Below are 13,363 nucleotides of genomic sequence, written 5' to 3' on the forward strand. Positions count from 1 at the left end.
CACCGAGACCGGAAGCCGAGTCGCAGTCCCCGTATGGATTCGGCGTGTCAGTGTCAAATCGCTTCCCATACAAGAAGACTCGCAGTGCGCACGTGGGCGGCGATGGGCAACATTGCCGCATGCGCTTACCGAAGCTTGGTGTCCGGACTCGAATATTGGCTATCGCCGTCGTGCCCAGCCTGGCGTTGGTGGTCATCGGGGTGGGTGCGGCAGGGACATTGGTGGACCGGTCCGATCGGGCGCGGACCTGGGCCGACGAGTTGCGTGCGGGGATCGCTCCGGCACGGGAGATGATCGAGGCGGTGCAGGCGGAGCGGCAGCTCACGCTGTGGCGGGTCGCCGGGGCCGGGACCGATCCGCAGGAATTGGCGGCGGCGCGGACTCGGCTCGATGCCGCGCTGCGCGGGCTCGCTCCGGTGCAGTCACGGCTGTCGCAGATCGGACCACAGTCGCTGGGAGCCCGAACCGATGCGTTCGGCGCGTTGAGCCGGCAGCTGGCGGTGATCCGCACCGGCGTGGACACTCGGACCATCTCGGTCGGTGACGTCTACCAGTTCTACAGCGGGATGCCCGAACTGATGCTGGCAGGTATTCGGATCGCCGAACAGACGGCGCCGGATTCGGCCACCGCTGTCGAACTCGCCGATTCGGCCGAGGTGCTGCAGAGCCTCGAGGCGATGAGCCGCGCGAATGCGCTGGCGGCGGCACTGATCGACGGGAGCGGGTTCACCCCCGAGCTGAATGCGGTGTTCGTTCAGCAGATCGGCTACTACCGCAATCGCGTCGAGCGGATTCTCACCGACCAGAACGCCCGGCATGCGGCCACCGCGAAAGACATTGTGACCGGCCAGGCATGGCAGCGACTCGGTGCGGTGGAGACGGCCCTGGCCCAGCAGGCGTTGTCGCGCACGGACGGCTCGACGAATGCTCACGCGGCGCTGCCGGTGACGGTCGAGGTGTGGCAGTCCGCCGCGGGCGATGTCCACCAGGCGCTGGCCGACCTGTGGCAGTCGGAGAACACCGAGGCGCAGCGCCTCGCCTCCGCCGCGGCCTCGGACACCACCCGCAAGTCGATGCTCGCCGGGGCGGGCATGCTCATCGTCAGCTTCGGCGCGATTGTGGTGGCCGTCGCGCTCGCGAACCGAATCATCCGCCGCCTCACGCGGTTACGTGATCGCACCTTCGCGCTGGCCGACGAAGAGCTGCCGGAGACCATGCGCAGGCTCGCGGCCGGCGAAGACATAGGGGATCGTTCCGAACCGCCTCGGCTGGACTTCGGGCGCGATGAGATCGGGCAGGTGGCAGAAGCTTTCGGACATGCTCACTCGGCGGCGGTGTCCGCGGCGGTGACCGAGGCCCGCACCCGCGAGGGTGTGAAGGCGGTGTTCCTGAATATCGCTCATCGCAGCCAGATCGTCATGCACCGCCAGCTCGAACTGCTCGACCAGGCTCAGTCTCGGCAGGAAGATCCAGAGCTGCTGGATACGTTCTTCCGGCTCGACCATCTCGCCACCCGTGAACGACGCAATGCCGAGAACCTCGTCATTCTCGGTGGTGGCCGCCCGGGACGTCAGTGGCGCAATCCGGTGCCGCTCATGGAACTGGTACGCAGCGCCGTCGGCGAGACCCTCGACTACACCCGCGTCCGAACCGGCCGCCTCCCCGACGCTTTCATCGCGGGCGTCGCGGTCGCCGACCTCATTCACCTACTGGCCGAACTCATCGACAACGCCACGACCTTCTCCCCGCCTCAGTCTCGGGTGGAAATCTCCGGGGCGTCGGTCGGCCGCGGTGTCGCCGTGGAGATCGACGATCAAGGAATGGGCATTCCGGTCGCGGAACTGGAGCGCATCAACGCGCTGCTCAGCGCACCACCGGGCTTCGGTGTGACCACGCTGTCCGCAGACTCCAGACTCGGTCTGTTCGTGGTCTCCCAGCTGGCCGCTCGCCACGGAATCACCGTGCGGCTGTCCGAATCCGATTACGGCGGCATTCGCGCGATCGTGCTGGTACCCGACGCACTCATCGCAGCCGAGGTCGCCCGCGGCGAATCGCCGACACAGCGATGGCCGCGCAATGGCCGGGCCGAATACCTCGATGCGCCAAGGGAATTCCCTGCGGTCGCGACACCGACCCAGCGCGCGGTCCCGGCCGCGGTGGACCGACCGTCTACGGAACCGTCCAACCACGCCGTGACCGAGCACGCCGCCGACCATCCGCCGACCATTCGACCCGCCCGAGCAGGAAAGCCGGCCCTGCCTCGGCGTCGCCGGCAGGCCAGCCTGGCACCGGAGCTCGCCCGGGACACACCCGTCGAAGGGCCCGCATCCCCGCCGCTTCGAGAACGCAGTGCCGAACAGGCCCGAAACCTGTTCTCCGCCATCGAAAACGGCACCCGGCAAGGCCGCCGCACCGATCCCGACACACAACGATTCCCAACGACACACGGACAGAAAGACGACGGTGAACGCCTCCCCTACTGATCTGAACTGGCTGCTCGATGATCTCGTCGACAAACTGGCAGGCGTCCGCCACGCAGTGGTGCACTCCACCGACGGATTGCTGCTCGGGTACTCCGGCCGGATGCCCCGCGAGGATGCCGAGCATTTCTCCGCCATGTCCTCCACCCTCTACGGGTTGTCTCGCAGCGCCGGCCATCGCTTCGATGGCGGTCGTGTTCGCCAGGCGGTCATCGAACTCGACCATGCAGTCCTGTTCGTCACTGCCGCCGGCGACAACGCCTGCCTGGCACTGCAGGCCGGCGCGGACGCCAATCTGGGCATGGTCGCCTACGAGATGAACATGACCGTTCAGCGGGTCGGCTCGTTCCTGTCCACGACCGCTCGCCGGCGAGACAACGGCTGAGCCGCCGCATGTTCCATGAAACACTCGCGCCGACAACCGATGGGCCGCTCGCCCAATCGGTCAAGATCCTCATCGCCGGCGGATTCGGGGTCGGCAAAACCACCATGGTGGCGGCGATCAGCGAGATCACCCCGCTGCGCACCGAAGAGGTCATCACCGAAAGCTCCACCGGCATCGACGATCTCACCGGCGTCGAGGGCAAGACGACCACCACCGTCGCCCTCGACTTCGGCCGCATCAGCATCGATCCCGGCCTGGTGCTGTACCTTTTCGGCACGCCCGGCCAAGATCGCTTCTGGTTCCTGTGGGACGAACTCGCCCGCGGTGCGCTCGGCGCAGTCGTGCTCGCCGACACCCGCCGCCTCGAATCCTCCTTCGCCGCCATCGATTTCTTCGAACGTCGCCACATCGGGTTCTGTGTCGGCGTCAACATCTTCGACGGCGCCCCGTACTACACCGCCGAGGAGGTACGCGAGGCCCTCGACCTGGACGACCGGGTCCCGATCCTGCTGTGCGACGCACGCGATCGCGCCTCCTGTAAGCGGGCGCTGGTAACCCTCGTCGAGTACCTGGTGGTCCGCTCGGGCGGCTGAGAATTTCGAGCGCGTGCATCGGCGAGGAGGTTTCGGTTACCGCTCATCGGAACTGTGCGAGCATCTGCGTGGAATCCGTTCGTAGCCTGTCGTAGTGGACGTGACGTACGAGAGCACACTTCAGACCATCCTGACCGACAAGGGGGTATTGCGATACCACGAAGCCGGTGAGGGACCGCCCCTGATCCTGTTGCACGGCTCCGGAATTGGTGTGAACGGCTGGCGCAACTTCGGTGGGAACCTGGCCGATTTCGCCGAGCATTTCCACTGCTACATCCTCGAGTTCCCCGGATTCGGGGCGAGCGACCCTGTACCCGGTCTGCACCCGGTGATGACCGCGGTCGACGCGGTTGTGCGGTTCATGGACGCCCTCGATATCGAATCCGCTGCGATGATCGGCAATTCGATGGGCGGAGTGGTCGGCGTCATGGTGGCCCTCGCCCACCCGTCCCGGGTGGACAAGCTGGTCGCCATCGGCGGAGTCGGAACGAACATCTTCAGCCCGGGACCGAGCGAGGGAACCAGACTGTTGCGCGAGTTCGCCGACAACCCCAGCCGAGATGCCCTGACGCGATGGCTGAACTGCATGGTGTTCGATCCGAAGTTGGTCACCGAGGACCTGATCGAGGAACGATGGCAGGCGGCCACCCGGCCCGACGCGTTGCAGACGTTGCAGGCCATGTACGGTTCGGAATCCGCTGCGCTGCAAGCACAATCACGGGCCCAATCCAAGACTCCCCCGTACTGGTCGATGCTGCACAACGTGCAATGCCCGACACTGATGATCTGGGGAGCCGACGACCGCCAATGCCCACTGGACATGGCGCAGCTCCCGCTGCGGCTGATCCCTCGAGCGGAACTGCACGTCCTGTCCGACTGCGGGCACTGGGTGTTCGTGGAAGCCAAGGACGCCTTCGAACGCATCAGCATCGAATTCCTGCAGCGGTAGGCCTGTTTCGATCTGCTCGCCACGACAATCGCTGCCGCCCAGGTTCTTTCGCGAGAGCCTGGGCCGACGGTGTCGAGCAAGCGGCCTCACAGCTGGTCGCGCAGCCACATGGCTATCTGGATTCGGGAGGTCAGACCCAGCTTCACGAGGATGTGCTCGACGTGGGTCTCGGCGGTGCGCACCGACACGACGAGCTCGGCGGCGATGCGTTTGTTGCTGTAGCCCGTGGCCACCAGACGTGCGACCTGATGTTCGCGCCGCGTCAGCGCGCGGTGCTCCGGTTGGCGCGCGGTGTCCGGTCGCTGGTCGGAGGCGGATGTGGCGGTGCGTCCGAGGGCGTAGTCGATCGCCTCGGTCAATCCGAATCGAGCGCCTCGATCATAGGCGCCGCGGAACGCGGTGGGGGTGAGCATCTTCCGCAATTGCCTGCGGACATCGGCGCCGATGGCACCGGTGAGAGCGTCGGCCATGGTGAGGGCGTTCCGGTCCAAGGTTTCGGCGGCGCCGAGCAGAGTGGCAGCACGCACGTACTCGGCGTGTGAAACCGCCGTCCAAGCCAAGCCGTCGAAAGCGGAAGCGAGCCAGACGCAGCGGCCGAATCGCGAGAACCGTTCGACGGCACAGCGCAGGAAGATGTCCGCGGTGTCGGCATGGCCGCTGCGCCACTGCGCGATCCCGGCACACCAGTCGGCGAGTCCGCCGAGCAGCTGCGGCCCGTGTTCGGCGGTACATGCGATCAAACGATCTACTAATGGTCTGCTCGCCGGATCGTTCATGACGACGGCGCACACGATGGCGAGGGACAGACTGTCCATCTCGATTGTCGGCTGAGCGGATCGCCGTGCGAGATCCGCGGCGGCGACGGCGGATTCCAACGCGTGCGCTACGTCGGCATCCACTACCGCGACCATGGCGTGGTCCAGCGCCAACTCCGGCAGTAGGTCGGCTTCTCCGAGATCCGCGGTGAGCGCGCGGCATTCGTCGATCAGCCGGACCGCTTCGGCGCGTTGGGACAGCATCGCAGCGACCGAGGCGGCCACCGCCAGACCTCGTGCGCGCGCTGTGCTCGGGTCCGGATTGCGTGCCAAGGCTTCGGTGAGCCAGCCCATCCCTTCCGAGAGGTGGCGATTGTGCTCCCAGAACGGCCGCAACGCCGCCGCCATCTCGAGCGCCCACACCGGGTGGTGGTGATCCAACGCATACCGCAGCGCCGCACGCACATTCGGGTGCTCGTCGGTGATCGCCCGGAACCAATCGAGGTCACCACGACCGCCGTAATCGATGTGCCCGCGCAGCGCGACGTCACGGTAGTAGCGCAGATGCCGCGTACGGGTGTGTTGCTCGGCTCCACGGTCGGACAGGCGACGACGCCCGAATTGGCGCAGGGGTTCCAACATCGAATACCGGCCGGTGTCGCGATGCAAGGTCAGCACCGACTTGTCGACCAGGCCGATCAGTGCGCTCAGCAGCGTCGCTCCGGGCACGGGCTCACTGACGGCATCGGCGGCGTCGAGAGCGAAAGCGCCGGCGAAGACCGAAAGCTGTTCCCACACTCGCTGTTCGGCGGGCTCGCAGAGGTCGTAGCTCCAGCGGACAGCGGCTTCGAGAGTGCGCTGGCGCTGAGGCGCGGTCCGCGGCCCGGTGGTCAGCAACTCCAACGTATCGTCGAGCAGAGCCAGCACCTGCGCCGGTGTGAGGGCTCGCAGCCGCAGCGCCACCAACTCCACGGCCAAGGGAATTCCGTCCACACGCACGCAGATGGCCGCCAGCGTGGCGCGATCCGGTCCCGTGACCGCCAGTCCAGGGGCCGCCGCGGTAGCTCGGTCGATCAGCAGCGACACGGCGTCGCCGTCGCCGGTGCCGTCGTGCACGGACAGCGGCGGCACATCGAAGACCCGCTCACCGGGAACACCGATCACCTGGCGACTGGTCGCCACGATGCGGACATCGGTGGTCGCGCTGACGATTCGCGTCACCAGGTCCGCGCAGGCCGGTATCAGATGCTCGCAATTGTCGAGGACGAGCACGAGTCGCCGGCCGGTGAGGAACTCCGTGAGCCGCGTCGAAGGCACGACGGCGTCGTCACGGAGTTCGAGTGTCTCGGCGACAGCGACGGCGACCAGAGCCGGGTCACGGACCTCGGCCAATTCCACCAGCCACACGCCATCGGGGAAGGCCCGCACGACGGCGGCGCCCAGTTCCCGGGCCAGTCGTGACTTCCCGACGCCGCCCGGGCCGGTCAATGTCAGCACGCGCGTGGTCTGCAACAGCGATCTCGCGGCGGCCAACTCGGCGCGGCGGCCGACGAAACTCGTCACCTCGACCGGCAGGTTACCTCGCGCGCGCCGTGTCACCGCCTCCTCCTGACCCGGTCGGCCCAGGCTGTGACGCTCGGGGTCAACCGATGAACGAGCCGCCGCCGTCGGCCATGATGGTGCATCCGGTGACGAATCCGGCGTCGGGGCCTGCGAGGAACACCACGGCCCGGCCGACATCGTGCTCGGCGTCGCCGTCGCGTGGAATGGACAGCTGATTCATCGCCCAGTCCAGCTCCTCGGGATGAGTCGCGTAGTACTGCTTGGCCGCCGGGGAGAGCACGAACGGGCACACGGCGTTGACGTTGACGCCCTTGCGTCCCCATTCGCGTGCGGCAGTGCGGGTCAGTCCGCCGACCGCTGCCTTGGCGGGTACGTAGGCGCCGAAACCGACGATGCCTTCCACCTCCGAACCCGACCGGATATTGATGACGCGGCCACCGCCCTGCAGGAAGGGGAAGGCGGCGCGCATGAAGTACGCCGTCGCCATCGGGCCGGTGCGGTAGGACAATTCGATGTCCTCATCGGTGAGTTCCTCGATCGGCACACCGAACTTCGTCGCCATCGCGTTGTTGACCAGGATGTCGACGCCGCCGAACGTGTCGACCGTGTGGAGCACGGCCGCGTCGACCTGAGCCGAATCACGGATATCGCAGACGATCGCCGTGGCCGTCCCGCCGCGGTTCTCGATCTGGGTCACGGTGTCCTTGGCGGTGTCCTGGTTCAGATCCACCACCGCGACCTTGGCGCCCTCGGCGGCCAAGGCGAGCGCGATCCCCTGCCCCACCCCCTGTCCGGCACCAGTGACGATTGCTGATTTATCCTGTAGTACACCCATTTTTATTCGCCTTCCGTCGGGTCTTTCAACGCTGTTGTGCGTACGGGTCTCGTCTCGATCCATCGGATGCTCCAGGCGCGGTGCGTGATTCGCCGCTGCCCGTCGTCGCGCCGGTAGGTGTCGGGGTCGGGCGCGACGGTCACGGCTCGAGCTCCAGCCGCTGCGCGCAGGCGGTGAGCTCGGCCAGCGCGACGTCGAGATCGGAGGTGGGCGAGGGCGCGAGCATGACGCGATCGGCACCGAGTTCGGCGAGCGCGTGGGCGCGCTCCGGCGTGATCCGCGAAACCATATGTCCCAGCGTCAGTTCCAACCGGCGCGGATCGCGTCCGCACGATTCCGCCTCCGCATGCATGGCGTCCACGAGCCGATGCAGCCGATCGCCGCTGACCCCCAGCGGTTGCAGTCCTGCGCCATAGCGGCCCGCGCGGCGGGCCGCGGCCATGCTGTGACCGCCGAAGTGCAGGGGAATGCCGTCGGCGCGTGCAGGTTTCGGGTAGCTGAAGGCCTTCTCGAAGGCGAAGAACTCGCCGCTGTGGTCGGCCGGGCCCGCACTCCACAGTTTGTCGAGCACCTCGAGCTGTTCGTCCGCGCGCCGACCACGGCTATCGAAATCCACGCCGCATGCCTGAATTTCCTCGGCCATCCAGCCCATTCCGACGCACAGCCGCAACCGTCCCCCGGACAGGGCGTCCACCGTCGCGGCCCGCTTGGCCAGCACCACCGGATGATGATTCGGCAGCACCAGCACCCCGGTCGCCAATCCGATCCTGCTGGTGCGCCCGGCCAGGAACGCCAGCAGGTCCAACGGATCCGGAATCGGGCAGTCGTCGCCCAATTCCATCTTCCCCGAGCTGTCGTAGGGATAGGTGCTGCGGTAACCACCGATCACCACCGTGTGCTCGATCGCCACGAGCGATTCGAATCCACATGCCTCGGCATGCTGGGCGAACCCCGCGATCCATCCGGGGTCAGCGCAACGAGTAGAAGCGGGGGGCAGCAGCACAGCGAATTTCATACCTCGATGCTGGACGCGACATCGAACGCGGCGCGACCACCTTTCCCGGTGACCGAGACCACATCGGCCTTTTAATCCGTATGAGACACAAGCTGGTTCACAGTCGAGATCACTACGGAGGAATCACCGCATGGGCAAGGCACTGGCAGGCAAAACCGCACTGATCATGGGCGGCGCGGGCGGCATCGGCGGCGCCGCCGCCCGGGCCCTGCTCGCCGACGGCGCCTCGATCACCTTGTTCAGCCGCGACGAAACCAAGCTCGCCGCCTTCGCTGCCGAACTGACCCCACAGACATCGGCCGACGCCACCGTTTCCTACGTCGCCGGTGACGCCCAATGCGAACCCGATGTCGAGGCCGCCGTCGCCCACGCGAGTCACGATGGCGCGCTCGACATCTGTGTCAGCACGGTGGGCCGCGGCCACACCGTGCCGCTGCTGCTCAACGACGCCGACCGATTCACCGACGAACTGCGCGTCAACATCACCACCGCGTTCATCGCCATCAAATACTGTGTGCCGGCCATGGTCGAAGCCGGCGGTGGCTCACTGGTCTTCACCTCCTCGGTGATCGCCCGACAGTCCTACCCCTACATGTCCGGCTACTGCGCCGGCAAGGCCGGTCTCGAGGGCCTGGTCCGCGCCGCGGCCGACGAAATCGGCCACCTCGGCGTCCGAATCAACTGCGTACGACCGGGATTGGTGCGTGCTCCCGGCAACCCCAAAACCGGGGCCCTGTTCGAAGGCGACCGCGAACAACTCTTCCTCGAACAAACCCCGCTGGGCCGCACCGGAACTCCCCACGACATCGGCGCCGCCATCCGTTACCTCGCCGGCCCCGAATCCGGCTGGGTCACCGGCACCAGCCTGAACATCGACGGCGGCGCTCACCTGCGCCGCTCACCCGACATGACATCCCTGCTGCGCGACACCCTCGGTAACCCCACCGTCGACTCCCTGCTCGCCGGTCGAATTCCTCAGCGCCGATGATCGAACGGCACACCAAGAGATTTCATCGCCGGTTCCCGCCCCGAAGGGTCAGGGCGATATCGACGATCATGTCCTCCTGGCCGCCGACCAACCCCCGCCGCCCGGCCTCCATGAGCAAGGTGCGGGCATCGATGCCGTATCGCTCGCCGGCGGTCTCGGCGTGACGCAGGAAGCTGGAGTACACCCCGGCGTAGCCCAGGGTCAGTGTTTCCCGGTCCACCCGCACCGGCCGGTCCTGCAGCGGGCGGACGAGATCGTCGGCGGCGTCCTGCAGGGCGAACAGGTCGCAGCCGTGCCGCCACTCGAGCAGGTCCGCGACCGCGATGAACGCCTCGATCGGCGTATTCCCGGCGCCCGCACCGTGTCCGGCGAGCGAGGCGTCGACGCGGACGGCGCCGTGCTCGACGGCGGTGACGGAGTTGGCGACCGAGAGCGAGAGGTTCTCGTGGGCGTGGATGCCGATCTCGGTCCCCTCGTCGAGCACTTCACGGTAGGCGCGGACGCGTTCACGCACATCCTCCATCGTGAGCCTGCCACCGGAATCGGTGACGTAGACGCAGTGCGCGCCGTAGCTTTCCATCAGCTTCGCCTGCGCGGCGAGTTCCGGCGCGGGCGCCATGTGGCTCATCATCAGGAACCCCGCGACATCCATCCCCAGCGCGCGGGCGGACGAAATATGCTGGGCCGCAACGTCTGCCTCCGTGCAGTGCGTGGCAATGCGCACCGATCGGACGCCGAGGTCGTGGGCGCGGCGCAGATCGTCGACCGTGCCCACGCCGGGCAGCAGCAGGGTCGTCAGCCGCGCACGGTGCACGGTCGCGGCGGCCGCCTCGAGCCATTGCCAGTCGCTGTGCGAGCCCGGACCGTAGTTGACCGATCCGCCCGCGAGCCCGTCGCCGTGGGCGACCTCGATGGCGTCCACACCCGCCGCGTCGAGCGCGGCGACGATCCGCCCGACGTCCGCGGGCGCGATCCGATGCCGGACCGCGTGCATGCCGTCGCGCAGGGTGACGTCCTGGATATGGAGAGGCGTCGGGCTCATCGGGCATTCTCCTGCTGCGACTGCGCGATTCGCTCCGCGACCTGGACGGCCGCCGAGGTCATGATGTCGAGGTTCCCGGCGTAGGCCGGCAGATGGTCCGCGGCCCCCTCGACCTCGAGGAACACCGAGACGCGATGGGTCGGCATCGCGCGCGTCCCGTCCGCCAGCAGGGTGTGCACCGGCTCACCGGACGGAATCGGATCGATCTGAACGTCCTGTTTGAGGCGATACCCGGGCACATAGGCCGCGACCGCTTCGACCATCACCCCGATCGACGCCCGAATCCGTTCGTGGCTAGCGGGGTCGGGGGCGTCCACCAGGCAATAGACCGTGTCGCGCATGATCAGCGGCGGTTCGGCCGGATTGAGGATGATCACCGCTTTCCCGCGCTCGGCACCGCCGACGGCGTGGATCGCGTGCGAGGTGGTTTCGGTGAACTCGTCGATATTGGCCCGGGTGCCCGGCCCCGCGGACCGGGACGCGATCGAGGCGACGATCTCGGCGTACGCGACGCGCACCACCCGCGACACGGCGGCCACGATCGGAATCGTGGCCTGCCCACCGCAGGTCACCATGTTCACGTTCGGGGCTTCGAGATGATCGTCGAGGTTGACCGCGGGCACGACGAACGGCCCGATCGCGGCCGGCGTCAGATCGATCATGCGTTTACCCGAAGGTGCGAGCCGAGTGTGGTTGTACTCGTGCGCCTTCGCGGACGTCGCGTCGAAGACGATGTCGATCTCGCCGAAACCGGGCATGCGCAGCAGCCTGTCGACACCCTCGTGGGTCGTCGGGACATCCAGGGCCGCCGCCCGCGCGAGCCCGTCGGACTCCGGATCGATGCCGACCATGGCGGCGGGCTCGAGGAACGGGGAGCGCCGCAGGATCTTGACCATCAGGTCGGTTCCGATGTTCCCGGATCCGATGATCGCGACCTTGGTACGAACAGTGTTGTCGTTCAATCGATTACCTTTCAGACGAAGGACGCCGACACCCGGCCGAGTCCAGGGATGCGTACATCGACGACCGCGCCCGCGTGGACCGGCCGCATCGGCCCCAGCGCCCCGGACAGGATCACCTGCCCGGCCCGCAGCGGATCCCCGAAGGCCCGCGCCTGCCGAGCCAGCCACGACAGTGCGTGCAGCGGGTCACCCAGACACGCCGCCCCGGTTCCGGCCGACACCGGCTCGCCGTCGATCTCCATGCTCATGGTCACCGCGGCCGGTTCCAGCCCATCGAGGGTGACGCGCTCCTCGCCCAGCACGAACACACCGCTGGACGCGTTGTCGGCGACGGTGTCGGCAATCGAGACGTCCCAGTCGATGATTCGGCTGTCGACGATCTCGACCGCGGCCGCCGCGGCGCCGACGGCCCGGCGGCATTGCGCATCGTCGAGCGGCCCGTCGGCGAGATCGTCGGCGAGGAAGAAGGCGATCTCCGCTTCCACCCGCGGCTGCAGCAGCCGCTCCATCGGAATCGCATCGCCGTGCCCGAAAGCCATGTCGAAGAACAGCACTCCGAAATCGGGCTGGTCCACGCCGAGCTGCTGCTGGACCGCCGCCGAGGTCGCGCCGATCTTGCGGCCGACCACCTCGGCTCCCGCACCGACCCGGAAGGCATTGAAACGCTGCTGGATTCGGTAGGCGGTGTGTACATCGCCCGGGTCGATCAGATCGCGCAGGGGCGCGCAGGGCCGGACGGTCAGTGCGGCTTCGGCCAGGCGTAGCGCCGCGGCGTCGACGATCGATTCGCCGACCGGCGGTACACCGGGCCGGACAACTGATGACACGACATTCTCCTTTCGTGTCGTACTGTGAGGGCGGCGTCAGTCCACCTCGGCCATAGCGGCCCGCGCAGTAAATCCGGTCCGGTGAGTGGACCGGTCGCAGGAAAATGAGGCATTCTCAATGACTTCGAGCCCCACAACGACTTCGAGCCCCACAACTTCCAGCCTCGACCCTCGCTCGGTGCTCGGCCGGATCGTGCTGATCCTCGACGCGTTCGAGGTCGGCGATCGGGCCGTCGGCCTGTCCGAGCTGGCGCGGCGGACCGGCCTGCCGAAGGCGACCGTGCACCGCATGTGCCAGGACCTGGTCGCCGCGCGCCTGCTCACCCCGTCGCCGCCGGGATACAGCCTGGGCCGCGGGCTGTTCGAACTCGGCTTGCGCGCCTCCGTCGAGCACACGCTGCTCGAGGTCGCCGCCCCCTTCATGCAGGACCTGTACACGCGGACCCGCGAAACCGTGCACCTCGGCGTGCCGGACGGCGACGAGGTCGTCTACCTCAGCAAGATCGGCGGCCATCGCCAGGCGCCGGCGCCGTCGCGGATCGGCGGTCGAATGCCGTTGTACTGCACGGCGATCGGCAGGGTCCTGCTCGCCCATGACGAACCCGCGACCGTCGACCGCGTCCTGTCCGGCCGCCTGGTCCGGCGCACGCCGCGCACCCTCGTCGGTCCGGGCCTGCTGCGCGCCCAGCTCGACCGCGTCCGGGCAGAGGGCGTCGCCTTCGAGTACGAAGAGTCCTCGACCGGCATCGCCTGCATCGCCGCCCCCGTTCTCGACGCCGACGGCCGCCCCCTGGCGGCGGTCTCGATCACCGGCCCCACCTCGCGATTCCGCCCCGGCGAACACGTCGGCCCGGTCCGCGCCGCTGCGGTCGGTGTGGAATCCGCGCTGGCGCAACGGGTGTCGTCGAACTCCCGCTGACGTCTCCCCCACCCCTTGACGCCCCGCCGCGTCCGGATCTATCGTTCGAT

12 protein-coding genes are annotated in these 13,363 nt (G+C 67.7%); 6 read left to right on the forward strand and 6 right to left on the reverse strand.

What is annotated here, in order from left to right:
- Positions 1–155 precede the first annotated feature (155 nt).
- The 4 genes from ABZ909_RS07160 to ABZ909_RS07175 all read left to right on the forward strand — a co-directional run bounded on the left by ABZ909_RS07160 (position 156) and on the right by ABZ909_RS07175 (position 4,407).
- Positions 156–2,483, forward strand: a complete 2,328-nt coding sequence (locus tag ABZ909_RS07160) for a nitrate- and nitrite sensing domain-containing protein (RefSeq protein ID WP_356996802.1) — start codon at positions 156–158, stop codon at positions 2,481–2,483.
- Complete coding sequence (locus ABZ909_RS07165) at positions 2,464–2,865, forward strand: roadblock/LC7 domain-containing protein (protein WP_356996803.1); 402 nt, start codon at positions 2,464–2,466, stop codon at positions 2,863–2,865. The genes ABZ909_RS07160 and ABZ909_RS07165 overlap by 20 nt, the downstream gene beginning before the upstream one ends.
- A gap of 8 nt (positions 2,866–2,873) precedes the next feature.
- Positions 2,874–3,458: an ATP/GTP-binding protein gene (locus ABZ909_RS07170; protein WP_356996804.1), complete on the forward strand. Its 585-nt coding sequence runs from the start codon at positions 2,874–2,876 to the stop codon at positions 3,456–3,458.
- A gap of 94 nt (positions 3,459–3,552) precedes the next feature.
- Positions 3,553–4,407, forward strand: a complete 855-nt coding sequence (locus ABZ909_RS07175; RefSeq protein WP_356996805.1) for an alpha/beta fold hydrolase — start codon at positions 3,553–3,555, stop codon at positions 4,405–4,407.
- A gap of 86 nt (positions 4,408–4,493) precedes the next feature.
- On the opposite strand, the gene ABZ909_RS07180 is transcribed toward ABZ909_RS07175, so the two are convergent.
- The 3 genes from ABZ909_RS07180 to ABZ909_RS07190 all read right to left on the reverse strand — a co-directional run bounded on the left by ABZ909_RS07180 (position 4,494) and on the right by ABZ909_RS07190 (position 8,575).
- Entirely contained in the window at positions 4,494–6,761 is a 2,268-nt protein-coding gene (locus tag ABZ909_RS07180; RefSeq protein ID WP_356996806.1) for a LuxR C-terminal-related transcriptional regulator, read from the reverse strand.
- A 43-nt stretch (positions 6,762–6,804) separates the two neighbouring features.
- Positions 6,805–7,623 (reverse strand): SDR family oxidoreductase, encoded by an 819-nt coding sequence (locus ABZ909_RS07185; protein ID WP_356996807.1) that lies wholly within the window; start codon positions 7,621–7,623, stop codon positions 6,805–6,807.
- Positions 7,624–7,699: 76 nt separating this feature from the next.
- Positions 7,700–8,575 (reverse strand): LLM class F420-dependent oxidoreductase, encoded by an 876-nt coding sequence (locus ABZ909_RS07190; protein ID WP_356996808.1) that lies wholly within the window; start codon positions 8,573–8,575, stop codon positions 7,700–7,702.
- A 130-nt stretch (positions 8,576–8,705) separates the two neighbouring features.
- Between ABZ909_RS07190 and ABZ909_RS07195 the strand changes: the two genes are divergently transcribed.
- Positions 8,706–9,563 carry an SDR family oxidoreductase gene (locus ABZ909_RS07195; RefSeq protein WP_356996809.1) on the forward strand — a complete coding sequence of 286 codons (858 nt, stop codon included), beginning with the start codon at positions 8,706–8,708 and terminating at the stop codon, positions 9,561–9,563.
- Between the two features lie 22 nt (positions 9,564–9,585).
- Here the strand turns inward: ABZ909_RS07195 and dmpG are convergent, their stop codons facing one another.
- From dmpG to ABZ909_RS07210, 3 genes are read right to left on the reverse strand one after another with little or no spacing between them, the layout of a single operon-like run.
- Positions 9,586–10,605, reverse strand: a complete 1,020-nt coding sequence (gene dmpG, locus ABZ909_RS07200) for a 4-hydroxy-2-oxovalerate aldolase (RefSeq protein ID WP_356996810.1) — start codon at positions 10,603–10,605, stop codon at positions 9,586–9,588.
- Positions 10,602–11,567 (reverse strand): acetaldehyde dehydrogenase (acetylating), encoded by a 966-nt coding sequence (locus ABZ909_RS07205; RefSeq protein ID WP_356996811.1) that lies wholly within the window; start codon positions 11,565–11,567, stop codon positions 10,602–10,604. The genes dmpG and ABZ909_RS07205 overlap by 4 nt, the downstream gene beginning before the upstream one ends.
- Before the next feature lie 11 nt (positions 11,568–11,578).
- The gene (locus tag ABZ909_RS07210) at positions 11,579–12,394 is read right to left on the reverse strand and encodes a fumarylacetoacetate hydrolase family protein (RefSeq protein ID WP_356996812.1); all 816 of its coding nucleotides are present in this window, start codon (positions 12,392–12,394) and stop codon (positions 11,579–11,581) included.
- A 118-nt stretch (positions 12,395–12,512) separates the two neighbouring features.
- On the opposite strand from ABZ909_RS07210, the gene ABZ909_RS07215 reads away from it, so the two are divergent.
- On the forward strand, positions 12,513–13,313 hold the full coding sequence (locus ABZ909_RS07215; protein WP_356996813.1) for an IclR family transcriptional regulator: 801 nt from the start codon (positions 12,513–12,515) through the stop codon (positions 13,311–13,313).
- The last annotated feature ends 50 nt before the right edge of the window (positions 13,314–13,363 follow it).

It is taken from the genome of Nocardia sp. NPDC046763 (assembly GCF_040645495.1).
GTDB lineage: Bacteria > Actinomycetota > Actinomycetes > Mycobacteriales > Mycobacteriaceae > Nocardia.